At 70.7% G+C, this 24019-nt stretch carries 16 protein-coding genes and 1 pseudogene; 5 read left to right on the plus strand and 12 right to left on the minus strand.

Annotation, left to right across the window (positions count from 1 at the left end):
- Nucleotides 1-10: 10 nt before the first annotated feature.
- On the minus strand, nt 11-1621 hold the full coding sequence (gene abc-f, locus J7E93_RS10975) for a ribosomal protection-like ABC-F family protein (protein ID WP_215067888.1): 1611 nt from the start codon (nt 1619-1621) through the stop codon (nt 11-13).
- 175 nt (nt 1622-1796) lie between these two features.
- On the opposite strand from abc-f, the pseudogene J7E93_RS10980 reads away from it, so the two are divergent.
- Nucleotides 1797-2396, plus strand: a pseudogene (locus J7E93_RS10980) (TetR/AcrR family transcriptional regulator C-terminal ligand-binding domain-containing protein); the annotation flags it as partial.
- 147 nt (nt 2397-2543) lie between these two features.
- Here J7E93_RS10980 and J7E93_RS10985 read toward each other — a convergent pair.
- Both J7E93_RS10985 and J7E93_RS10990 read right to left on the minus strand, forming a co-directional pair.
- A complete protein-coding gene (locus tag J7E93_RS10985) occupies nt 2544-3149 on the minus strand; it encodes a YdbC family protein (RefSeq protein ID WP_215067891.1) in 606 nt (201 codons plus the stop codon).
- Nucleotides 3150-3182: 33 nt separating this feature from the next.
- Nucleotides 3183-4001 (minus strand): arylamine N-acetyltransferase, encoded by an 819-nt coding sequence (locus tag J7E93_RS10990; RefSeq protein ID WP_215067893.1) that lies wholly within the window; start codon nt 3999-4001, stop codon nt 3183-3185.
- Nucleotides 4002-4174: 173 nt separating this feature from the next.
- Between J7E93_RS10990 and J7E93_RS10995 the strand changes: the two genes are divergently transcribed.
- Nucleotides 4175-4705: a TerD family protein gene (locus J7E93_RS10995; RefSeq protein ID WP_215067895.1), complete on the plus strand. Its 531-nt coding sequence runs from the start codon at nt 4175-4177 to the stop codon at nt 4703-4705.
- A 143-nt stretch (nt 4706-4848) separates the two neighbouring features.
- On the opposite strand, the gene J7E93_RS11000 is transcribed toward J7E93_RS10995, so the two are convergent.
- Complete coding sequence (locus J7E93_RS11000; protein ID WP_215067897.1) at nt 4849-7737, minus strand: vitamin B12-dependent ribonucleotide reductase; 2889 nt, start codon at nt 7735-7737, stop codon at nt 4849-4851.
- Between the two features lie 159 nt (nt 7738-7896).
- Nucleotides 7897-8409 (minus strand): transcriptional regulator NrdR, encoded by a 513-nt coding sequence (gene nrdR / locus J7E93_RS11005; RefSeq protein ID WP_215067906.1) that lies wholly within the window; start codon nt 8407-8409, stop codon nt 7897-7899.
- Between the two features lie 481 nt (nt 8410-8890).
- On the opposite strand from nrdR, the gene lexA reads away from it, so the two are divergent.
- Nucleotides 8891-9682 carry a transcriptional repressor LexA gene (lexA, locus tag J7E93_RS11010; protein WP_158991227.1) on the plus strand — a complete coding sequence of 264 codons (792 nt, stop codon included), beginning with the start codon at nt 8891-8893 and terminating at the stop codon, nt 9680-9682.
- A 153-nt stretch (nt 9683-9835) separates the two neighbouring features.
- On the opposite strand, the gene J7E93_RS11015 is transcribed toward lexA, so the two are convergent.
- The 5 genes from J7E93_RS11015 to J7E93_RS11035 form a co-directional block, all read right to left on the minus strand.
- Entirely contained in the window at nt 9836-11809 is a 1974-nt protein-coding gene (locus tag J7E93_RS11015) for an ATP-dependent DNA helicase (RefSeq protein WP_215067908.1), read from the minus strand.
- 38 nt (nt 11810-11847) lie between these two features.
- Complete coding sequence (locus J7E93_RS11020; protein WP_215067910.1) at nt 11848-13641, minus strand: IucA/IucC family siderophore biosynthesis protein; 1794 nt, start codon at nt 13639-13641, stop codon at nt 11848-11850.
- 61 nt (nt 13642-13702) lie between these two features.
- The gene (locus J7E93_RS11025) at nt 13703-14437 is read right to left on the minus strand and encodes a GNAT family N-acetyltransferase (RefSeq protein ID WP_215067912.1); all 735 of its coding nucleotides are present in this window, start codon (nt 14435-14437) and stop codon (nt 13703-13705) included.
- A 41-nt stretch (nt 14438-14478) separates the two neighbouring features.
- On the minus strand, nt 14479-16407 hold the full coding sequence (locus J7E93_RS11030) for an IucA/IucC family siderophore biosynthesis protein (protein ID WP_215067914.1): 1929 nt from the start codon (nt 16405-16407) through the stop codon (nt 14479-14481).
- Between the two features lie 42 nt (nt 16408-16449).
- Nucleotides 16450-17895: a diaminobutyrate--2-oxoglutarate transaminase family protein gene (locus tag J7E93_RS11035; protein WP_374105372.1), complete on the minus strand. Its 1446-nt coding sequence runs from the start codon at nt 17893-17895 to the stop codon at nt 16450-16452.
- Between the two features lie 321 nt (nt 17896-18216).
- Here J7E93_RS11035 and J7E93_RS11040 point away from each other — a divergent pair, with 321 nt between their 5' ends.
- Together J7E93_RS11040 and J7E93_RS11045 are read left to right on the plus strand one after the other, a co-directional pair.
- A complete protein-coding gene (locus J7E93_RS11040; protein ID WP_215067918.1) occupies nt 18217-19392 on the plus strand; it encodes a serine protease in 1176 nt (391 codons plus the stop codon).
- A gap of 176 nt (nt 19393-19568) precedes the next feature.
- A complete protein-coding gene (locus tag J7E93_RS11045; RefSeq protein ID WP_215067920.1) occupies nt 19569-20753 on the plus strand; it encodes a serine protease in 1185 nt (394 codons plus the stop codon).
- An 82-nt stretch (nt 20754-20835) separates the two neighbouring features.
- Here the strand turns inward: J7E93_RS11045 and hflX are convergent, their stop codons facing one another.
- Together hflX and J7E93_RS11055 are read right to left on the minus strand one after the other, a co-directional pair.
- Nucleotides 20836-22329: a GTPase HflX gene (hflX, locus tag J7E93_RS11050; protein ID WP_215067927.1), complete on the minus strand. Its 1494-nt coding sequence runs from the start codon at nt 22327-22329 to the stop codon at nt 20836-20838.
- A 118-nt stretch (nt 22330-22447) separates the two neighbouring features.
- Entirely contained in the window at nt 22448-23941 is a 1494-nt protein-coding gene (locus J7E93_RS11055) for a M1 family metallopeptidase (protein WP_215067929.1), read from the minus strand.
- Between the last annotated feature and the right edge of the window lie 78 nt (nt 23942-24019).

The raw sequence follows: 24019 nt of genomic DNA on the forward strand, positions 1-24019 counted from the left end.
TCCGCCGGGCTCAGTCGAGTAGGTGTCCGGACTCCATCCGGCGTACCCGGCCGGTGAACCGCTGGCGCAGCCGCCGGTCGTGGGAGACGACGACCAGGGCGCCGGCCCACTGCTCGAGCGCGTCCTCGAGTTCCTCGACCAGGCCGAGTGCCAGGTGGTTGGCGGGCTCGTCGAGGAGCAGCAGGTCGGCGGGCCGGGCCAGGAGCCGGGCCAGCGAGAGCCTGCGGCGCTGTCCCGCGGAGAGGCTGCCGACCGGGACCCGCAGATCCGCGGGACGGAACAGTCCGTAGGAGAGGAGCAGTTCGGACTGCTCGTCCTCGGTGAGCGCCAGTCCCCGGCCGAAGGCGGCGAGGACCCGCTCCCCCGGCCGGTGGGACGCTATCTCCTGGGCCAGGTATCCGATCCGGCCCGCCCGCCGGACCTCCCCCGTCTCCGCCTCGGAGAGCCCCGCCATGATCCGTAGCAGGGTCGACTTGCCCGCGCCGTTGCCACCGTGGATCAGCAGTTTCTCCCCGGCCCGGACCGTCAGCCGGTCGACGCCCAGCCGGTCCGCGATCCGCACACCGCGGAGGCTCACCAGCTCCCCCTCGGCGCTAGCGGCGACCGGCCGGGCCGTGAAGGCGAGCGGCCGTGGGGGCTTGGGCACCGGTTCGGCGTGAAGGCGTCGCAGCCGTTCCTGTGCGTTGCGCACCCTCCCGGAGACCGAGGCCTGGACCCGGCCGGCGGCCCGGTCGTAGGCCATCTTGTTGTTGTCCTTGATGGAGCGGCCGACGGCCACCCCGTGCGCGGTGGTGGCGGCATAGGCCTCCAGCCGTGCGGTCTCTCCGCGCCACTCCTCGTACGCCTGCTCCCAACGCCGCCGGGCGGCTGCCCGCTCGGCCCGGAACCCGGCATATCCGTCGCCGTAGCGGACGACCGTGCGCCGGTCGGCGTCGACCTCGAGCACGGAGGTGGCGATCCGTTCCAGAAACGCGCGGTCGTGGGAGACGGTCACGACCGTTCCCCGGTGCGAGAGCAGCGCGTCCTCCAGCCAGTCGAGGGCCTGCTCGTCGAGGTGGTTGGTCGGCTCGTCGAGCAGGAGCACCTCGGGTGCCGCCGCGACCGCGCAGGCGATGCCCAGCCGGGCCTGTTCACCGCCCGAGAGGCCGCCGAGGGGACGGCACCTGTCCACATGGCCGAGCCCGAGTCCGTGCATGGCCTTGTCGATCCGGGCGTCCGCTTCGTACCCCCCGCGCAGCTCATAGGCGGTGAGCAGGTCGCCGTACTCGTCGAGCGTGCTCCCGTCCCCCGTGCCGAGCTGTGCTTCGAGCACCCGGAGCCGCCCTTCCATGGCACGCAGCTCCGCCAGGGACTCGTCGATGGCGTCGGCGACGGTGTGTTCGGCGGAGAGTCCGGGGGTCTGCGCGAGCAGCCCCGCACCCCCTTCGGCCAGGGTGACGACCTCGCCCTCTTCGGGGGCTTCGAGCCCGGCGAGCAGACGGAGAAGCGTGGACTTCCCCGCGCCGTTCTCCCCGACGATCCCGATCCGCTCGCCGGGGCGCACGGTGAGCGAGACCTGGTCGAGCAGCAGTCGTTCGCCGCGGGTCACGGTCACGTCTTGTAACGAGATCTGAGTGGGCAAGGGCGCCTCCAAGGTTTCGGTCGACGAAGCAGGGCGGGCAGGACGAGACAGGCGGGTGTACGAGGGCACCCACCGAGCCGCTAAATGCAACCGGTGTCGCGTTACGAGAAGTGTGGCACACTCGAACTCCTTAACGCAACGGGAGTAGCAATTGAATGCGTCGATCGAAGGCGAGATGACCCCAGCACCCGGCAGCCGTCGCCCCGGCGGCCGTACGGCACGCACCCGGGCCGCGGTCCGGGACGCCGTCCTGACAGGCCTGGCCGAGCACGGCTATCCGGCCCTCACCGTCGAGTACGTGGCGGAGCATTCCGGGGTGCACAAGACCACGCTCTACCGCCGCTGGGGCAGTCTGGAGGGGATGGTCGCCGACGCTCTGGATCTGGCGGGGGAGGACGCCTGGACCCCGCCGGACACCGGCAGCCTGGACGGCGATCTACGGGCGCTGGCCCGCGAAGTGGTCGACTCCTTCGCCGACCCGGCGGCCGCGGCCGCACCCACCGCGTTCGTCGGGGCGGCCTTCCAGTCCGAACGGGCGGCCGACGCCCTGCGCACCTTCTACGCCGAGCGCTTCACCCGCTGCGAGGCCGTCGTCGAGCGGGCACTGGTCCGCGGCGAGGCCCCTGAGGGAACGGACGCCGGCGCGGTCGTACGAGCCGTCTCCGCCCCCTTGTTCCTGCGCCTGTTCGTCACTCGCGAACCACTCGACGCCGCACTGGCGGACCAGACGGCCCGAGCGACGCTGGCGGCCGTGAGGGCGGGTGCGTTCGTCCCGCGGCCCGCGCCGGACGAGGAGCACGCCACCGAGGAGCACGCCACCAGGGAGCACGCCACCGAGGGACGCCTCACCGATGATGAACACCTCGCCGAGGGGCGCGTCACCGCGGGCCGAGCCACCGAGGGACACGTCACCGACGGGTGATCAGACCGTCCAGGACGGCTCGAGCCGCACCACGTCCCCGGTCAGCGCCGCCACGTCCGCCTCCGTCTGGGCGCGGAGCCCGAGCCGTTCGACGCGCTCCACCCGGTATTTGCCGTGCTCGGCGGCGGACCGCCACATCGACAGCACCATGAACTCGTTCCCGGGCGCCTCACCGAAGACCCCTCGCAGCATCCCCGGGGAGCCGGCCATCGCCGGATTCCACACCTTCTCCTGCATCAGCGCGAAGTGCTCGACCCGGTCCTGGTAAACACGACAGTGCGCCACCCTGGCCACGTCGGCGTCTGTGAACTTCGGCTCGAAGCCCGTCTTCACATCGAAGCGGTGGTCGAAGAGCTTGACCTGGCTGTCCTTGTACGTGCCCGCCTGCGCGGCCGCGAGCCGGTCGTGCGACCGCGCCATGAACGAGTCGTAGAACGCGCGGCTCTCCCAGAAGGCGAAGACGTGGGCGACGTCGGGCCGCGCCCGGCTCCACCCTCCGCCCTGGCCCCGGAATCCCGGCTCACCCAGCAGCCCCGCCCATTTCCGCTGCCCCCGCTCGAACCCCCGACGGTCCACCACGGTGCAGCGAATCCACTTGACCAGCACCGCGCCATCGTACGGGGCGGGACGCGGCGCCCGTCAGACTACGGCGGAGTGCACTCTCACGAGGGCGGCCGACTCCTCGGCATCCAGTTCGATGCCGAACACCTCGGAGAGCGTCCGGATCAACTCCCCCGGCCCCACTGTGCGTTCTTCCGTCGTTCCGTCCGTCCGGACCGTCGTCAGCAGATCGCGGATCAGCGCCCTGCGGACACCGGCTCCAGGCTGCTGCGCCACCACCTTGCCGACGAAGCTGGACCGCGGATGGCTGGAGCTGTAGTGGTTCATGACGGTGAAGTCACCCGGATAAAGAGTCTGTGGAGAGAAGGCGTACAGGTCCTGCCACCCCTCGGGGCGCAGCGAGCGCAGGACGTGGATGCCCTCATCCTCCGTTCCGATCCCGAAGGTCCAGCCTCCCTGCTCGACCCGGACCCCTTCGCGCAACGGAACGGGCTCCAGCAGGCCTTGCTGGCCGAACCCGGTGTCGGCGAGCCACTCCCGGCCGTCGACGGTGACGACGAGCACTGCGTGGGTCACCGGCAGTAACGCGTCCCCGCGCGTACGGTTCCTCGCCCCGCGGCCGGCCACCTGGAAGCCGAGCCGCTCCAGAACCGCGGCGAACAGCGAGTTCTGCTCGTAGCAGTAGCCTCCCCGCCGGCCGCCCACCAGCTTGGCCTGCAGGCTCTTGACGTCGAGCGCCACCACCCGCCCCAGCGCGACGTCGAGGTTCTCGAACGGAATGGCCCGGATGTGCGCCCGGTGCAACGCACTCAACGTACGGACAGTGGGAGCGAGTTCCCCCTCGTACCCGATCCGCTCCAGGTACGCGTCCAGATCCAGCTCGTCACCGCTCCACATGCTCTCCCCCTCGTTCCGGATGCGCGACCGGTCCAATGATCGCAACGAGCCGTACGACGTCACACACCGCCCGCCCCGGGAGACCGGCGCATGACACCATGAACAACCTGCTCGGGAACGCGGGCAGTTGACCGGACCAGCGGTGCGCTTCGTAGGCGGAGAGGGGAATCACGGTGAGCGGACTCAACAAGGGGGTCGGCAAGGTCGAGGTCACGCTCAAGTGGGACCCCAGCCCGGCCGGCTCCCCGCCGCACGACCTGGACCTCATCGCCGGGGTCTACACGGCGGACGATCCCTACGGTGCGGCGGCCTATCTGGTGCACTTCGGCAGCCGCTCCCCCGACGGCACGATCACACTCAACCGGGACAGTCGTACGGGGCAGGGTTTCGGTTACGACGAGGCGATGACGCTGGAGCTGGACCGGCTGGCGCCCCGCTACGCGCGCGTGGTGGTGGGTGTGGCCATACAACAGGGCGGCGGCCGGCTCACCTTCGGCGCCGTCGCCAACACCGGTGTACGGATCCGCGAGGGCTACACGGACCTGGCCACCCACGACTTCGCCTATGCCGCCGACGCCACGGCGGCGACGATCGCGGAGTTCACCCGGGACGGCACCGACGGCTGGTCCTACCGCGCGCTTCGGCGCGGGTTCGATGCCGACCCGCAGACCTTCACGACGGTGATGGGCGCCCCGCCGGCCTGATCCCCGCCCGCCTGCCCCAGGCCGCCCCGACTTCCACGGACGGCCTACATGAGTGAGGGGACCGGCCTCCCGGCCGGTCCCCTCACTTCACGCGGTCTTCAGCCGCGAACGGTTCAACCGCGGACGGTCCAACCGCTGACGGTTCAGCTGCAACCGCTGGTCGAGCCGCAGCCCTCGCAGATGTAGCAGGAGCCGGCGCGCTGCATCTTCGTACCGCAGGAGAAGCAGAGCGGGGCGTCCGCGCTGATGCCCAGCTGCATCTCGACGAGCTCCGCCGAGGTGTGCGCCTGCTTGGGAGCCGGGACCTCGGCCTTGACGACCGGGTCGACGGCCTTCAGGGGCTCCGTCTGGCGCGGTGCCGACTGGGCCAGGCCCTCGACGTCCACCTCGTCCTCGGCCGGCTCGTAGGAGCCCGTCTCCAGGTGGCGCTGACGCTCCTCGGCGGAGTGGATGCCGAGCGCGGAGCGGGTCTCGAAGGGCAGGAAGTCCAGCGCCAGGCGGCGGAAGATGTAGTCGACGATCGACTGCGCCATCCGCACGTCCGGGTCGTCCGTCATGCCGGCCGGCTCGAAGCGCATGTTGGTGAACTTGGAGACGTAGGTCTCCAGCGGAACGCCGTACTGCAGACCGACTGAGACGGCGATGGAGAAGGCGTCCATCATGCCCGCGAGCGTCGAACCCTGCTTGGACATCTTGAGGAAGACCTCGCCGAGACCGTCGTCCGGGTAGGAGTTGGCGGTCATGTAGCCCTCGGCGCCACCGACCGTGAAGGAGGTGGTGATCCCCGGGCGGCCCTTGGGGAGGCGCTTGCGGACGGGGCGGTACTCGACCACCTTCTCGACCGCGGTACGGATCGTGTCCTCGGCCTTCTCGGTGATCTCGACCTTCTCCTGCTCCTTCTTCTTGGCGGAGAGGGGCTGGCCGACCTTGCAGTTGTCGCGGTAGATCGCGAGCGCCTTGACGCCCATCTTCCAGGCCTCGAAGTAGACCTCCTCGACGTCCTCGACCGTGGCCGTCTCCGGCAGGTTCACGGTCTTGGAGAGGGCGCCGGAGATCCACGGCTGGATGGCGGCCATCATGCGGACGTGGCCCATCGCGGAGATGGAGCGCTCGCCCATGGCGCAGTCGAAGACCTCGTAGTGCTCGGTCTTCAGGCCGGGGGCGTCGATCACATTGCCGTGCTCGGCGATGTGGGCGACGATCGCCTCGATCTGCTCCTCCTGGTAGCCCAGGCGGCGCAGGGCCTGCGGGACGGTGCCGTTGACGATCTGCATCGAGCCGCCGCCGACCAGCTTCTTGAACTTGACCAGGGCGAGGTCGGGCTCGAGGCCGGTGGTGTCGCAGGACATCGCGAGACCGATGGTGCCGGTCGGGGCGATGACCGAGGCCTGGGCGTTGCGGAAGCCGTTCTTCGCGCCGAGGCGGATGACGTCCTGCCACGCCTCGGTGGCGGCGGCCCAGATCGGCGAGTCGAGGTCGTCCATGCGCACGGCCGCGGTGTTGGCGTCGGCGTGCTGCTTCATGACCCGCTGGTGCGGCTCGGCGTTGCGGGCGTAGCCGTCGTACGGGCCGACGACCGCGGCGAGCTCCGCGGAGCGCCGGTACGAGGTACCGGTCATCAACGAAGTGATGGCACCGGCCAGGGCGCGGCCGCCGTCGGAGTCGTACGCGTGGCCGGTCGCCATCAGCAGGGCGCCGAGGTTGGCGTAGCCGATGCCGAGCTGGCGGAAGGCGCGGGTGTTCTCACCGATCTTCTGGGTGGGGAAGTCGGCGAAGCAGATGGAGATGTCCATCGCGGTGATGACGAGCTCGACGACCTTGGCGAAGCGCTCGGAGTCGAACGACTGGTTGCCCTTGCCGTCGTCCTTGAGGAACTTCATCAGGTTCAGCGAGGCGAGGTTGCAGGACGTGTTGTCCAGGTGCATGTACTCGCTGCACGGGTTCGAGCCGTTGATGCGGCCGGACTCGGGGCAGGTGTGCCAGCGGTTGATCGTGTCGTCGTACTGGATGCCCGGGTCGGCGCAGGCCCAGGCGGCCTCGGCCATCTTGCGGAACAGCGACTTGGCCTCGACCTCCTCGATGACCTCACCGGTCATGCGGGCGCGCAGGCCGAACTTGCCGCCGGACTCGACGGCCTTCATGAACTCGTCGTTCACGCGGACCGAGTTGTTGGCGTTCTGGTACTGGACGGACGTGATGTCGTCGCCGCCCAGGTCCATGTCGAAGCCCGCGTCGCGCAGGGCGCGGATCTTCTCCTCCTCCTTGACCTTGGTCTCGATGAAGTCCTCGATGTCGGGGTGGTCGACGTCGAGGATGACCATCTTGGCCGCGCGACGGGTGGCGCCGCCCGACTTGATCGTTCCTGCGGAGGCGTCGGCGCCGCGCATGAAGGAGACCGGGCCGGAGGCGTTGCCGCCGGAGGAGAGGAGCTCCTTGGAGGAGCGGATACGGGAGAGGTTCAGGCCGGCGCCGGAGCCGCCCTTGAAGATCATGCCCTCTTCCTTGTACCAGTCGAGGATCGACTCCATGGAGTCGTCGACGGACAGGATGAAGCAGGCGGAGACCTGCTGGGGCTGAGGCGTGCCGACGTTGAACCACACCGGGGAGTTGAAGCTGAAGATCTGGTGCAGGAGGGCGTAGGCCAGCTCGTGCTCGAAGATCTCGGCGTCGGCGGGCGAGGCGAAGTAGCCGTACTCCTCGCCGGCCTTCGTGTAGGTCTTCACGATCCGGTCGATGAGCTGCTTGAGACCGGTCTCGCGCTGCGGGGTGCCGACGGCCCCGCGGAAGTACTTGCTGGTGACGATGTTGACCGCGTTCACCGACCAGAAGTCGGGGAACTCGACGCCACGCTGCTCGAAGTTGACCGAGCCGTCGCGCCAGTTGGTCATGACGACGTCACGACGCTCCCAGACCACCTCGTCGTACGGATGCACGCCAGGAGTGGTGTGGATGCGCTCGATACGCAGGCCCTTGCTCGCCTTGGTCCCCTTGGCGCGGGAACCTCGTGCCGGACCGCTCGCCGTCTCTGTCATGCCGCCTCCCATATACGGGCAAAACACCCTGAAGTGCCCAGAAAATCCCCGGGCACCGTCTTCTTGTCTGCTGTCACGAGCACCGCCGATGGCGCTCGTGACACGTCTTTTCGGCCGCTCACGGCCGGCCTCGGCCGGACCTCCGGTCCGGCCCGCCGGTCAGTCGGCGGCGGTGGCGGGAACGGGGACCTCGGGGGTCACTCCGGTCCCGCATTCCTCTGCGGGGGGCCGCTGGTCGCGGAGCTCCGCGACGGCGGCCTCGAAGTCGTCGAGGCTCTCGAAAGCCTTGTAAACGGATGCGAAGCGCAGGTACGCGACGAGGTCGAGCTCCTGCAACGGGCCGAGAATGGCCAGCCCCACGTCGTGGGTGGTCAGCTCGGCGCTCCCGGTGGCGCGCACCGCCTCCTCGACCCGCTGGCCGAGCTTGGCGAGGGCGTCCTCGGTCACGGGCCGCCCCTGGCACGCCTTGCGCACGCCGGAGATGACCTTGGTACGGCTGAAGGGTTCGGTCACTCCGGACCGCTTGATCACCATCAGCGATGCGGTCTCCACCGTCGTGAAACGACGGGAGCAGTCGGGGCACTGACGGCGGCGGCGGATCGACGTCCCGTCGTCGGTGGTGCGACTGTCGACGACACGGCTGTCGGGGTGCCTGCAGAAGGGGCAATGCATGGTTCCGACCCTCCCTCACGGCACGACTGTATAGCTTCGCCGGGCCCGTCAAGACCCCCTCGAAGCGACCACCAGCATAGGCGATGCGCCTACCCCCGGCAGACCGGGGGGACCACAACTTCTGGGTGGCTGATGCAATCCAACCACTAGATCTGGGGTTGAGTGGCTTTTACGGCGCTTCGCGCGTGTCGTGCGCCCGGGATGCCCGCGACCGGCCACGAGGGTACGCGAAGAGCGCGGCTCCGCCGATTCCGGCCCCTCGGATGCCACACTGGAAGGGCAGCCCCGCTGCCGTACGAGCCGACGGTGGACGGTACCGTAATGACCGAATTGCCACCGGGCCGGGGCGCACACATACACCCACCTGCGGAGACACGTAAAGCAATCTGCGATTTTTCACTCGAACGTGTGTTTGGCGCAACCTTTCGAAAGCCACTACCGTTGTGCCAGCCAGGGAGACCATTCGAGAGGGGCCGCCGACGTGACCACCACCGCAGACAGTGCCACCATCACTGCCCAGGACCGCTCCCAGGGCCGACTCGAGCCGGTGCATGCCATGAATGACGCAGTCATGAACGGGGACGGGGAGCCAGGCCGGCCTGCGCGCTCGTTGCCCGGACGACCTCCAGGCATCAGGGCCGACAGCTCCGGTCTCACGGACCGGCAGCGAAGGGTCATCGAGGTCATCAGGGACTCGGTCCAGCGTCGCGGCTACCCGCCGTCGATGCGCGAGATCGGCCAGGCGGTGGGCCTCTCCAGCACCTCCTCGGTCGCTCACCAACTGATGGCGCTGGAGCGCAAGGGCTTCCTCCGCCGTGACCCGCACCGGCCACGGGCGTACGAGGTGCGGGGCTCCGACCAGCCCAGCACCCAGCCCACGGACACCTCCGGCAAGCCCGCCGCCTCGTACGTGCCGCTCGTCGGCCGGATCGCCGCCGGTGGCCCGATCCTCGCCGAGGAATCGGTCGAGGACGTCTTCCCGCTGCCCCGGCAGCTGGTCGGCGACGGCGAGCTGTTCGTGCTCAAGGTCGTCGGAGACTCGATGATCGAGGCCGCGATCTGCGACGGCGACTGGGTGACCGTACGCCGCCAGCCGGTGGCGGAGAACGGCGACATCGTGGCGGCCATGCTCGACGGCGAGGCCACGGTCAAGCGCTTCAAGCGCGAGGACGGCCACGTCTGGCTGCTGCCGCACAACGCGGCGTACCAGCCGATCCCTGGCGACGAGGCCACCATCCTGGGCAAGGTCGTCGCCGTGCTGCGGCGAGTGTGACACCACCTCGCCGGCTCTGACCGGGCCCCGGGACCCACTGCGCCGGTCCCGGGGCCTGTTCCGTCCTCCCATGGCTCCAGGGCCCCTGCCGAGTCGGCGGGGGCCCTGAGACGTTTCTCGGGCCTTCGGTGGGTCCGTCGTCCGAGCCGAAGCTCAGACGCCCGCCGCCTTCGAGGCGGCGTCGATCGCGGCCAGCGACTTGCGCACCTGGTTACGGTCCGTGGTGTACCAGAAGTCGGGCAGCGACGACTTGAGATAGCCGCCGTACCGGGCCGTGGCGAGCCGCGGGTCCAGTACGGCGACGACCCCGCGGTCTCCGGAGGCGCGTACGAGTCGCCCCGCACCCTGCGCCATCAGCAGGGCCGCGTGCGTGGCCGCCACAGCCATGAAGCCATTGCCGCCGGCGTCCTCGACCGCCTTCTGGCGTGCGCTCATCAGCGGGTCGTCGGGGCGCGGGAAGGGGATCTTGTCCATCACCACGAGCTGGCAACTGGCGCCGGGGACATCGACCCCCTGCCAGAGCGAGAGCGTCCCGAACAGGCAGGTCTGCGGCTCGGCCGAGAAGGTCTTGATCAGCTCGCCGAGGGTGTCCTCGCCCTGGAGCAGGATCGGGAACTCGGGGATGCGGGAGCGCAGCTCCTCCGCCGCTAGCTGAGCGGCGCGCATCGAGGAGAACAGTCCGAGCGTGCGTCCGCCCGCCGCCTGCACCAGCTCGGTCAGCTCGTCGAGCATGTCGGCGCGGTCGCCGTCGCGGGCGGGGCGGGCCAGATGCTTGGCGACATAGAGAATGCCCTGCTTGGGGTAGTCGAACGGCGAGCCGACGTCGATGCCCTTCCACACCGGGACGTCCTCGCCCTGCGTGCCCTCGGGGGCGAGGCCCAGCGACGCACCGACCCCGTTGAAGTCACCGCCGAGCTTCAGGGTCGCGGAGGTGAGCACCACGGACCGGTCCGCGAAGAGCTTCTCGCGCAGCAGACCGGAGACCGAGAGCGGGGCCACCCGCAGAGAGGCGCCGAAACGGTCGTGCCGCTCGTACCAGACGACGTCGTACTCGGAGCCCTGGGTGATCCGCTCGGCGACGCCGTGGACGGTCTCGACCGACGCCATGGCCTGCTTGCGGACGGCGTCCTCGTCCTGGACGGACTTGTCGCGGGTCGAGCCGAGCGCCGTGATGACCGCGCGGGCGGCGTCACGGAGCGCCATCAGGGCGTAGCCCAGGTCCTCCGGGATCTCCTCCAGACGGCCGGGCAGCGCGAGCTCCATCACCCGCTCGAAGCCCTCGGCGGCGGTCTGGAGCTGGTCGGCGACCTTCTCGTCGACCAGCTTCGCGGACCGGCGGACCGCGCGGTTGACCTGGCCGGGGGTGAGCTCCCCGGTGGCGACGCCGGTGACCCGGGAGACCAGCTCATGGGCCTCGTCGACGATCAGCACCTCGTGCTGGGGCAGCACAGGGGCGCCGTCGATCGCGTCGATGGCGAGCAGGGCATGGTTGGTGACGACGACCTCGGCGAGCTTGGCCCGCTCGCGAGCCGCCTCCGCGAAGCACTCCGCCCCGTACGCGCACTTGCTCGCTCCCAGGCACTCGCGGGAGGAGACCGACACCTGGGCCCAGGCCCGGTCGGAGACGCCCGGCGTCAGGTCGTCCCGGTCGCCGGTCTCCGTCTCGTCGGACCAGTCCCGCAGCCGGAGCAGGTCCTGGCCCAGTTTGCTCGTGGGGGCCGCGGCCTCGAAGGGGTCGAAGAGGCCGTCCTCCTCGTCCTGGGGAACGCCCTCGTGGAGGCGGTGGAGGCAGAGGTAGTTCGACCGCCCCTTGAGCATGGCGAACTCCGGGCGGCGCCGTAGCTGCGGATGGAGTGCCTCGACCGTACGCGGAAGGTCGCGCTCGACCAGCTGGCGCTGGAGGGCCAGGGTGGCCGTGGCCACGACCACGCGCTCGCCGTGCGCCAGCGCCGGTACCAGATAGCCGAGGGACTTTCCGGTGCCGGTGCCGGCCTGTACGAGGAGGTGGGAGCTGTCGTCGATGGCCTCGGCAACTGCCTCGGCCATGGTGACCTGGCCGGGCCGTTCCACACCACCGACGGCGGAGACGGCGGCGTGGAGGAGGTCGGGGAGGGATGGCTTCGTCATAGCGCGTCCAGCCTACGGCGCGGCACTGACAAGTCGGATCACGCGAGCGGATTCGGGACCGTCCCGTGGACGGCGGCATGAGGCCGGTCGGGACGGTCACGGTAGCCGTCCAGGTGCAGACGGTTGCGGTTGAGGCAGAGTCGCTCGATGCGCGGGGTGAGCAGATCGAAGAGCTCGAACCGTTCCTTCAGCTCGGGGAAGCGTGCCTGGTGGCGCAGGATCTCGGCACGCACGAGGGCCCAGAATTCTGATGGGGGCACGGCGAGTTGTTCCTCGCAGAGCGGCGCCAGGTAGCGGAAGACGCCGACGAAGAGCCCTGAATGGATGAACTGGGTGAGGAAGTCGGGTTCCTCCGTGAGAAGGACGCTCCGCACGTCGTCCGGCATCGCGTCGTGCTCGGGCAGCGGCCGCGCGCTGATGTTCACGTCGTCGACGAAGTCCTTGATCGCCAGGCGTACGGGGACGTCCTGCTCGTCGTAGACGACGATGGCGTTCTCGCCGTGCGGGGAGAACACGGTGCCGTACCGGTAGAGGAAGTGCAGGAGCGGGGGCAGCAGCGAGGCGAAGAGGCGCTGGAGCCAGGCGAGGGGGGCGAGTCCGGAGCGCTCGACGAGTTCGGCGACGAAGGCCCGGCCGTGCGGATCGGTGTGGAGCAGGGAGGCGAGCGTGCGGGCCCGCTCGCCCGGCGGCAGCCTGAGCGGTTCGCGCCAGATCGCACCGAGGAGTTCCTTGTACTGGTAGGGGACCTCGGGCAGCCGGTCGTAGAGGGGGTGCTCGACGGTGACGGAGGCGACCTCGCCGAGCAGGATCACCCCGCACTCGTCGCGCAGGAAGGGGTCGGCGTCGCGCAGCCCGTGGACCCAGGAGGTGACGGCGGGGGCGGCGAGGGTCCGCTCGGTGGGGAGCCCGCGCCAGACGAGGGTGTTGAGGACCGAGAGCGGCAGCTTGACCGTGTGCCGGTCGGGCCGGCTCGTGTTGAGGAAGGTGCGGATGGACTGCTGCGGCATCCGCAGGTCACCGTCGGCGGGGAGCGGCACGACGGCCCCGGCGGCGATGGCTGGAGCGTAGAGCGGGAGCAGGATCTCGTCCCACTGCCAGGGGTGGACGGGCAGGAGGAGGTACGTGCCGGGGTCCAGGCCGCGCGCCCGGAGCACGGCGTGGAAGGTGTCCAGGACCTCGGCGTCGAGCTCGCGCGCGTAGAGCCGGTCGGGGGTGTCGAGGCCGGGGACGCCTCGGTAGGAGGCGAGGTCGGTGCTGACCGCGATCCAGGGCAGCCGGGTGGCGCGCCGGGCCTCGGGGGCCCAGCGGGCCGCGTCGCCGGCGGAGAAGCCGATCCGGCCCTTGTTGAGGACGAGCCACGGGTGGCCGGTCTGATGGCCTTCGAGCTCGGCGTATCCGAGGTCGGCGAGCCGGGCGGCGGTCAGGGCCGTCCGGTCGAGCCGCGCGTCCGCGGCGAGTGTGGTGCTGAGCTCGCGGATCAGATGGCCGAGGGTGGCGCCGTCGAGGCCGAGAAGGCGCCGGCCTCGGGCGAGGAAGTCGAGGGGATCGGTGAGTGCCTCCCCGTCGAGGGTGATCGTTTCGGCCGAGACGCGCCAGCTGCCGTACGCACCGCGCCGGGCGGTGAAGTGGAGGGCCGAACCGTCGTCGAGACGCAGGACGTAGCGGTCGGGGTTGCCGGGGTCGCCGGCGGGCACGGGCTCGACGATCTCCTCGTACGCGAACTCGCCGAGGGTCTTGGCCAGGAGGCGGACGGACGCGCGGGTCCAGGCGGCCGGGTTCAGCTCGGGAGGCGAGAACAGTGCGGAGTCATGGGTGACAGGGAACGACGGCACGGGGACTCCTCGGGGTGGGAACCGCTGTGGGTCGGGCGGTGTATGTAAGGCAGAGGGGTGTTCACAGGACGTGCCGAAGGGCGCGGTCGCGGACCATGAGGGCGGCTCTCTTGTCGGGAAGGTCGACTTCCGCGGAGAAGCGGAAGCCGGCGCTCAAGAAGGCTGAGACGGAGGGGGTGTTGCGCAGGTCGGGTTCGGCGATGACGCGGGTGCACCGGGGCCGGTGACCGAGGACGAGGTCGGCGACGGCTCGTAGGAGCGTGGTGCCGATACCGCGGCCGCGGTCGGCGACGCTGCCGAGGAGCAGATGGATGCCCGTGTCGTGGGGGCGTGCCGGGTAGTGCCGGGCGAGCGGGTCGAGGTCGGCCCGGTAGATCTCGAAGTAGCTCATGGGGGTGGAGTCGAGGACACCGAGACAGGGCACGCTGCGGCCGTCGCCGCCGACTTGGGCGGAGATGTGGTCCGCGGTCACGGTCTCCGGGCCGGCCAGTTCCCAGAAGGCCGCCACGGCCGGGTCGTTCATCCAGCGGCTGATGAGCGTCACGTCCCGGTCCAGCCGGGCGGGTACGAGTTGGAACGAACCGACCGGGGTGGGGGTCGGGCCCCAGGCGGCCACGGCGTCGAGGAGGTCGCCGTCGGTGGTCGCCGTGCTCTCGCCTGCTGCGAACAGGGCGACGAGCTCCTCCGAGAGGTGCAGGTCCAGGGTGTCATCCCCGCCCGTGTCGGCCGGGGGGAGGGGGCTGGTTGCGGTGCGGGGGAGGTCGTCGGTGTCGGTGCGCGCATCGGCGGGAGGCACGGAGGCGCTCTCCTCTCGGCAGTTCGGTCGGACGTGGTCTTTCAGGGACGGAGGGGGTTGGTGATGGTGACGTAGACGGACTGGGTGTCGACGGGGCCGACGAGCTCGTCCAGGCCGTGGAGTCGGGTGAGGAGATTGGCCTTGCAGCGCAGGGTCGCTGCTTCCAGGAGGCGGTGGGGCAGCGGGGAGCCGAAGCCGGTGGTGGAGGTGAGGAACTGGCGGAAGCCGGCGAGCAGGATGCGTTCGTCGGCGAGGCCTTGGGCGCCGAAGGCGCCGATCAGACCGAGGACATTGTTGATGCCGAGGTAGTAGGCGAAGCGTTCGTCGGTGACCTGGTCGGAGACGAAGGTGTCGCTGGCCGCGCCGATGCCGGGGAGGCGGCTCTCCAGCTCGTCGCGGCGGGACTCACGGAAGTAGTAGCCCTGGTTGTCGCGGTAGCGTCCGCCGACCGGCCAGCCCTCGGGGTCGAGGAGTACGAGGGTGTTCTGCTGGTGGGCCTCGAGGGCGACACCGGCGGTGCCGTCGAGCCAGAGCACGGGTCGGACGACCTGGTCGAGGTAGCGCAGGAACCACTCCGCGGCGACGGCCGCGATGGGGCGGCCGGTGCGGGCGGCGAGCCGGGTGACGATGTCGGCCAGGCGGGAGCGCATCCGGGTCGTGCCGGGCCAGGGGCGCGGGGCGGTGAGGGCGGCGATGCAGACGGCGTCGTCTCCGGCGGCGAAGGGGTTGTGCCGGATCATCACGTCGAGTCCGGCGACGGGGGCACCGTCCGGGGTGTCGACCGCGAGCCAGGCGGGGTCGCGGACGATGTCGAAGCCGGGGTGGGCGGCCTGCCACTGGTCGACGAGCCCGGTGCGCAGGAGCCGGTGGACCTCGACGCCGCGGTGGAGTTCCTTGCGGAGGTTCTCGCGGCGCGAGTTGGTGATGCGTAGGCCGAGGGAGAGCTTGAGCATCGTCCGGGCGCCGGGCCGGTGGACGGTGCGGACGGAGGAGGTGGGGTGCCAGGAGGCGCCGTGGGGTCCGAGGTCGTGGAGGAGCCCGGCGTCGAGGAGGGCGGCGACGTCCGGGCGGTGCGGCAGCTCGCGGGCCTGCCAGGGATGAAGGGGCAGGGGCACGGTGCCGGGGGGAAGTTCGAGTCCATCGGCGAGTGCGGTGGCGAGCTGGGCGGCGCTGACGGGACGGCCCTGTTCGGTCCAGGCGGAGTCGGAGGCGAGGACGGCGTGGTCGACGGCCATCCAGTGCAGGGGGAAGGAGCCGTACAGCTCGGGTGAGAAGAGCCGGGCCTCGGCGTCGGAGAGCCCTTCGCGGCTCTTCGGCGTGGGGTGGAGGGGGTGGCCGAGCAGCAGGGACTGTTCGGCGGTGAGGAAGAGATCGGCGTCGGGGCGGGGGCCGGGCCGGTGACGCCGGTCGGCGATGAAGTCCGCGGTGCGGCGGGCCGAGTCGGCGACGCGGCCGACGAGTTCGGTGCCCTCGGGGCGGCCGGTCTCCCGGCTGAGCAGGGCGGCGACGGTGACGGCGTCGGCCGTCGGGGCGGAGGGGTGCAGCCCTTCGAGGGCCGGGGCGCCGAAGCGGTGCCATCCCGTGGGCGACCAGTAGCGGACGGGGACGAGGAGGGCGGTGCCGCTGGCTTCGAGAGGGATGCGGAGGGTGGTGCACTCCGGGGCGGGCAGGTTCTTCTCCCGTACCCAGCAGCGCAGCAGGTTCTCGATGGTCGCCGTGTCGGCGGCGCGCCGGGTGTCCGGGTCGTCGAGGTGGTCCTCCCCCGTCGCCGCCCCGGCCGTGCGTGACGCGGCAGGCGCTTCCCTGGGGGCCGGCCACGCGGGAGGTACGGGGCCGGTCGTGGGCACCGGCGTGGGACGGGGGTCGTACGGGCCGGAGTGCTGGCGGGGGACGGTGGCCTGTTCGACGGTGAGCGGGCCGCTGGCGGCGCTGCCGGCGTCGGACGCTTCGGAGGCGGGGCTGGCGTTCACGGGGGGGGCTTCCTTGTGAGGGTGTCCGGGTGCGGTCCGGGATCAGTGGGACGGTCCGGTGTCGTTCCGGTGTCGCGTGTCGTATGCCGGCGGACCCGGGCGGTGGGCGCGCTCGGCAGCGGCGAGGGCGTCGGCGAAGCGGTCGAGGACGGCCTCGGCCTGCTCGTCGCTGAGGGTGAGCGGCGGCAGGAGCCGGACGACCCCGGAATGGCGGCCGCCGAGTTCGACGATGAGACCGCGGTCGAGACACGCACGCTGGACGGCCACGGCGAGGGCGGGGTCGACCGGTGGGTCGAGGGCTCCGGGGTCGTCGGTGTCGGGTGCCACGAGTTCGACGCCGATCATCAGCCCCCGGCCCCGCACATCGCCGATGCAGGGGTGAGCGGCGGCCAGGCCCTGGAGGCGGCCGAGCATCCGGGCCCCGAGGGTGGCCGCGCGGTCGGCGAGCCGGTTCTGCCGTACGTACGCGAGGGTGGCGGTTCCGGCGGCCATGGCGAGCTGGTTGCCCCGGAACGTGCCCGCGTGCGCGCCGGGTTCCCAGGCGTCGAGCTCCGACCGGTAGACGATGACCGCGAGCGGGAGGGAACCGCCGATGGCCTTGGAGAGGACCATGACGTCGGGGACGACACCGCTGTGTTCGACCGCCCAGAAGGTTCCGGTGCGGCCGACGCCGGTCTGGACCTCGTCGGCGATGAGCGGGATGGAGCGGGCGGCGGTGATCTCCCGCATGCGGCGCATCCAGGTGTCGGGGGCGGGGATGACGCCCCCCTCACCCTGGACGGGTTCGAGGATCATGCCGGCGGGCGTGGCGACGCCGCTCTTGGGGTCGTCGAGGAGGTTCTCGGTCCAGCGCGCGGACAGTTCGGCGCCGCGCTCGCCACCGACGCCGAAGGGGCAGCGGTAGTTCTGCGGGTAGGGCAGCCGGGTCACGCGTACGTCCGGCGCGCCTCCCGAGGCGTCGAGGGCCCCGGCGGTCATGCCGTGGTAGGCCCCGGTGAAGCTGAGCAGCCCGCTGCGGCCGGTGGCGGTGCGGACGAGTTTGAGGGCGGCCTCGACCGCGTCCGTCCCGGCTGGTCCGCAGAACTGGATGCGCGCGTCGTCGGCGAGCGTCGGGGGCAGGGTGGCGAACAGTTCGGTGGTGAAGGCGTCCTTGACCGGGGTGGCGAGGTCGAGGACGTGGAGGGGGGCGCCGGAGTCGAGGACTTTCTTGATGGCTTCGAGGACCACCGGGTGGTTGTGCCCGAGGGCCAGCGTCCCGGCGCCGGAGAGGCAGTCCAGGTAACGCCTGCCGTCAGCACCCTCGATGGTCAGGCCGCGGGCGCGTACGGGCACGATCGGCAGCGATCGCGCGTAGGTGCGCGCCGCTGATTCGCGCAGTGACTGGCGGCGCAGGATGCCTTCGATGGCACTGCCCTCGGCTGCCGTCCGCTTCCCGGGGCGGGCCTGTGGGGTCGACGGTACGGCCGGAGCTGGTTCGATCACGGCCACGGCTCGGTGTCCTCCCGCTGTAACGGTTGCGTTGCACATCGGTACGTTGCTCGACCGCGTGAACGGCGCCTCTGAACGCTGCCTTCCTGTCCCCCGTACGTACCAACGACGAGGGTTGCCAAGGATCACGGCGGAATCCCAAGATCCTTCGGCTGGGCGGGGTCACGGCCCGGCAACGGCTGGGCGGGGCCAGGAACCACGGACCTGCCTCGTACCGTCCCCTCCGGCACCGGCATAGTGGGGGCCGCACTTCGGCGCCGGTCACGGCGCCACCACTGTTCACTCATGCACAAGTTGACGTAGTCCCAGGGGGATCACGAGATGCGATCGATTCGTCCGCTGCTGGCCGCGGCTGCCGCCGTCGCGGCGTTGACGCTGACGGCGACGGCCTGCGGCCCGACCGAGGAGAACGCGGGAGACAAGCCCAGCGCACCCGCGAGCCCGTCCACCGGCGGCAAGATCACGATTCCGGACGATCTGAAGGACCGGCTCAAGGAGCACGGGATCGATCTGGACAAGTGGAGGAACGGCGAGTGGAAGAACTGGGACCGCGACAAGTGGCTGCGTGAGGCCAAGGACTACGTCAACCCGATCATCGAGGACCTCTGGGACCCGGACCGTATGCGGGACGCCGAGCGCCCCGACAAGCCGGTCGAGGAGGAGGACATCTCGGGTGACGAGGGGGTCACCGACCCGACGCCCGAGCCGGTCAGGGCGACGGGCGTGAAGACGCCGTACCACTCCAACGCCCCCGAGGCGGGCAAGGTCTTCTTCGACGGCCCCGAGGGTTCGATGGTCTGCTCGGCCACGGTCGTGAAGGACCCGGCGCACCCCGGCAAGTCCAACATGGTGTGGACGGCCGGCCACTGCGTGCACGCGGGCAAGAAGGGCGGTTGGTACCGCAACATCGCCTTCGTCCCCTCGTACAACGACGGTGGCAAGGCGACGGCCCAACTGGAGAACGCCACCCGTGAGGAAGTCGCTCCGTTCGGCGTCTGGTGGGGCGACTGGGCGCAGACGTCCGAGCAGTGGATCGCGGAGGGTGCGGCGACCGGCGGTCAGGGAGCTCCGTACGACTTCGCGGTGATCCACGTGACCCCGGAGAAGGGCAGCACGGGCAAGTCGCTGGAGGAGACGGTCGGTTCGGCGCTTCCGGTGGAGTTCAACGCGCCGGCGGTGTCGAAGATCGCGAACATGACGGCGACGGGCTACCCGGCGGGTCCGCCCTTCGACGGCCAGAAGATGTTCCAGTGCCAGGACAAGCCGGGCCGGCTGTCGGTGAAGGCGGAGCAGCCGACGATGTACCGCATCGGCTGCACCATGACCGGCGGCTCGTCCGGCGGCGGCTGGGTCGCCGCCGGCCAGGACGGGAAGCCCGCGCTGGTCTCCAACACCTCGATCGGCCCGGTGACGGCCGGCTGGCTGGCCGGTCCGCGCCTGGGTGCCGAGGCCAAGGGCATCTACGACGAGGTCAGCAAGAAGTTCGCCGGCCGCTAGGAAGTGTCCGGCGCTGATGCGCCGGACGACCTTTGCGCATCAGCGATGCGGAGGCGGGGCCCCGGCGGGTCCCGCCTCCTTCCTACGGGCATACTGTGCACCGCTACTGACGCGTCCATGGCAACCATTCCGTGGCAGTGCCCGGACGCGGTAACACCCCAGGGGGATCTCAACTCATGCGTTCCGCACGACTTTTTCCAGCCTTCGCCGCCGTGGGCGCGGCGCTGGCCCTGACGGCCACCGCATGTGGCCCGTCCGAGACACCGGCGGCCGACAAGCCCGCCGCGGGGGCCAGCGCCTCCGCCTCAGCCTCCGCCTCAGCCTCCGCCTCGGAAGGAGGCGGAGCCGCCCTTCCCAAGGACGTCGCCGACAAGCTGAAGAAGCACGGCGTCGACCTGGACAAGTGGAAGGACGGCGAGTGGAAGAACTGGGACCAGGACACCTGGCTCCGTGAGGCCGAGGACTTCGTCAACCCGGTGATCGACGGGCTCTGGGACTCCCAGCGCATGCAGTCGGCCAAGAGCCCGGACCAGACGATCGCGACCACGGCCGGTGCCGGCGGCAGCGATCCCGTGCCGCGTCCGGTCCAGGCCCAGCGCGAGAAGACGCCGTACCACCGCAACGCGGCTCCGGTCGGGAAGATCTTCTTCGACTCGCCGCAGGGTCACATGGTCTGCTCCGGCACCATCGTGAAGGACCCGCGCCGGCCCGGCCGGTCCAACATGGTCTGGACGGCCGGCCACTGTGTCCACGCAGGTCAGCGTGGCGGCTGGTACCGCAACATCACCTTCGTCCCCGCCTACAACGACCTCGGCAAGTCTCCGTCCGCGCTGCGCAACGCGCAGCCGCACGAGGAAGCGCCCTACGGCCAGTACTGGGCCGACTGGGCCGTGACGTCGGGCGACTGGATCAACCGCGGTGGCACGAACGCCGCCTGGCCGTACGACTACGCCGTGCTGCACGTGCAGCCGATGCGGGGCAAGAAGTCGCTGGAGGAGACGGTCGGCGCCGCGCTTGCGGTCGACTTCTCGGCTCCGACGGCCGCGCAGGCGGGCACGATCGGCGCCTGGGGCTACCCTGCGGCGCCTCCGTACAACGGTCTGATCATGCACAAGTGTCTCGACCGTGCGAGCCGCCTCACCACGGCGCCCGCCACGCCCACCATGTACCGCATCGGCTGCACCATGACCGGCGGCTCGTCCGGCGGCGGCTGGTTCCGTGCGCTGCCGAACGGCAAGACCGTTCTGGTGTCGAACACCTCGATCGGCCCGGCCGGCGGCAACGGCTGGCTGGCCGGCCCGCAGCTGGGCAGGGGCGCGAAGGACGCGCACGAGATGGTGAGCAAGAAGTTCGCCCGCTGACCGAAGGTCCACCGGGCACCTCATGCGGAAGGCCCCGCCCCCTCGTCGAGGGGGCGGGGCCTTCCGCATGAGACGGATACCGTCAGTGCGCGGCCGGGACGAACGGCATCAGGAACGCCGCCAGCTCCTCGTGCACACGCGCCTTGAGCAGCGTGCCCTCCGGCGTGTGCTCCTCGGAGAGCACCTCGCCCTCGGCGTGCGTCCGCGAGACGAGACCGCCCTGGGTGTACGGCACGAGTGCCTCGATCTCGACCTGCGGCCGGGGAAGCTCGGCGTCGATGAGCGTCAGCAGCTCCTCGATGCCCTCGCCCGTACGCGCCGAGACGGCGATGGCGTGGCGCTCGGCCCGCATCAGCCGCTGCAGCACGAGCGGGTCGGCGGCGTCCGCCTTGTTGATGACCACGACCTCCGGCACGTTCACGGCGCCGACGTCGCGGAACACCTCGCGCACGGCCGCCAGCTGCTCCTCCGGAGCCGGGTGCGAGCCGTCCACCACGTGCAGGATGAGATCGGAGTCCCCGACCTCCTCCATGGTGGAGCGGAACGCCTCGACCAGGTGGTGCGGCAGATGCCGTACGAAGCCGACCGTGTCGGCCAGCGTGTAGAGCCGGCCACTGGGCGTCTCGGCCCGGCGGACGGTCGGGTCGAGGGTGGCGAACAGTGCGTTCTCCACCAGCACACCCGCGCCGGTCAGCCGGTTGAGCAGGGACGACTTGCCCGCGTTGGTGTATCCGGCGATGGCGACCGACGGAACCTTGTGACGGCGCCGCTCCTGCCGCTTGATGTCGCGGCCGGTCTTCATCTCCGCGATCTCCCGGCGCATCTTCGCCATCTTCTCGCGGATCCGACGCCGGTCGGTCTCGATCTTGGTCTCACCGGGACCACGGGTGGCCATGCCGCCACCGCCGCCGCCACCCATCTGACGGGAGAGCGACTGACCCCAGCCTCGCAGCCGCGGCAGCATGTACTGCATCTGCGCGAGCGCGACCTGCGCCTTGCCCTCTCGGGACTTGGCGTGCTGGGCGAAGATGTCGAGGATCAGGGCGGTCCGGTCGACCACCTTCACCTTGACGACGTCTTCGAGTGCGATGAGCTGGCCGGGGCTGAGCTCACCGTCGCAGACAACCGTGTCCGCGCCGGTTTCGAGCACGATGTCCCGCAGCTCGCGTGCCTTGCCCGAACCGATGAAGGTGGCCGGGTCCGGCTTGTCACGGCGCTGGATGACGCCGTCGAGTACCAGGGCGCCCGCCGTCTCGGCGAGGGCCGCCAGCTCCGCGAGGGAGTTCTCCGCGTCCTGAACGGTCCCCGAGGTCCATACGCCGACCACCACCACGCGCTCCAGGCGCAGCTGCCGGTACTCGACCTCGGTGACGTCCTCGAGCTCGGTGGAGAGGCCCGCCACACGCCGCAGAGCCGCGCGCTCGGAGCGGTCGAACTGATCGCCGTCCCGCTCTCCGTCGATCTCGTGGCTCCAGGCGACGTCCTCTTCCATCAGGGCATCGGCCCGAAGGCTCTCGGTGCGGCTCGTCTCGGCGAAGCTCTGCTCGTCCTGGGAAGGGGATGAAGAGGAGGTCATTTGATCCTTACGTCGATGGAAAGTCGTTACGTCGATCACAACGTGTGACGGCACCGAAAGATTCCCGGGCCGACGGCGGTGTCGACCTGACGATGGTGACACGCTCGGCCCGGGCCCGTCACCCCGGTTTCGCGGGGCTCGGGGCGGCCTCGGCCGCCTGGCTGCGCCACTCGGGGTGCCCGGGCATGGCCGGCGTCTTCTTCGCGTACAGCCAGCCCGTGAAGAACGCGGTGAGATCGCGGCCCGCGACCTGGGACGCCAAGGCCGTGAAGTCGGAGGTGGTGGCGGTCGCGTCGCGGTGCTCGCTCACCCAGCGGCGCTCCAGAAGCTGGAAGGCGTCCTTGCCGATCTCCTGGCGCAGCGCGTAGAGGACCAGGGCGCTCCCGTCGTACACCACCGGACGGAAAAGGCTGATCTTGTGGCCGGGAGACGGGGGCTCGGGGGCGGCCGGCGGGCCGCCGGCCGCCCTCCACCGGTCCGAGGCGCTGTACGCGGCCTTCATCCGCTTCTCCAGGGGCTGCTTCGCCTTCTCTTCCGCGTACAGCGCCTCGTACCAGCTCGCATGCCCCTCGTTGAGCCACAGGTCGGACCAGGTGCGGGGCGAGACACTGTTGCCGAACCACTGATGGGCGAGCTCATGGACCATGATCGAGTCGACGTACCACTCCGGGAGCCCGGGTTCCGTGAACAGTCCTCTCTCGAAGAGAGAGAGGGTCTGGGTCTCCAGCTCGAAGCCGGTGGCGGCGTCGGCGACGAGGAGGCCGTACGTCTCGAACGGGTACGGGCCGACCTGGCGCTCCATCCACTCCAGGTGGCCGGGGGTGCGCTTCAGCCAGGGCTCCATGAGCTCTCGGTCGGCCGTGCGCACCACGTCCCGTACGGGAAGGCCGTGCGGTCCCGTCCGGTGGACCACGGTGGTGCGGCCGATGGAGACCTGGGCGAGCTCGGTGGCCATTGGGTGGACCGTGCGGTAGGTCCATGTGGTGGTGGCGCCGGCCGTGGTGCGGCCCGTCGGCAGACCGTTGGCGACGGCTGTCAGGCTGCTGGGGGCGGTGATCCGGAAGGTGAAGTACGCCTTGTCGGCGGGGTGGTCGTTGGACGGGAAGACCCGGTGGGCGGCGTCGGCCTGGTTGGCCATGGCGAGGCCGTCGCCGGTACGGACCCAGCCGCCGGTGTCGGCCGGGCCGCTGGGGTCGCTGGTGTGGGTGACCTCGATGGTGAGCGCCTCGCCCTCCTCCGTCTCCCGGGCCGGTGTGATCACCAGGTCCTCGCCGCTGGTCACGAACTCGGCCGGTTCGCCGTCGACGGTGACGGAGGAGACCTTGCCGTGGGTGAAGTCCAGGTTGATCCGCTCCAGGTCGGCGGTGGTGAGCGCCTCGATGCGGGTCACCGCCTCCAGCGGGCGGGTGTTGTCACCCTGATAGGTGAGGGCGATGTCGTACGAGAGGACGTCGTAGCCCGGGTTCCCGAGGTGGGGGAAGAGGGGATCCCCGATGCCGAGCGGCGCGGGCGCGGGGAGGGCGGCGGCGACGAGCCCGGCCGAGGCGGCGACCAGGACGGCGGAGCGCAGCCACCGCGCGCGTGGGGAGGGATGTCGGGGTGTGAGCGGCATGAGCTACGGCTACCAGCGCGTCCTCCGCTCCCCCCGGCGGCGCGCGCGCCGGCCACTCGAAGGAGTCACGTACGGGTG

Source organism: Streptomyces sp. ISL-36 (assembly GCF_018614205.1).
In the GTDB taxonomy this organism is placed as follows: Bacteria; Actinomycetota; Actinomycetes; order Streptomycetales; family Streptomycetaceae; genus Streptomyces.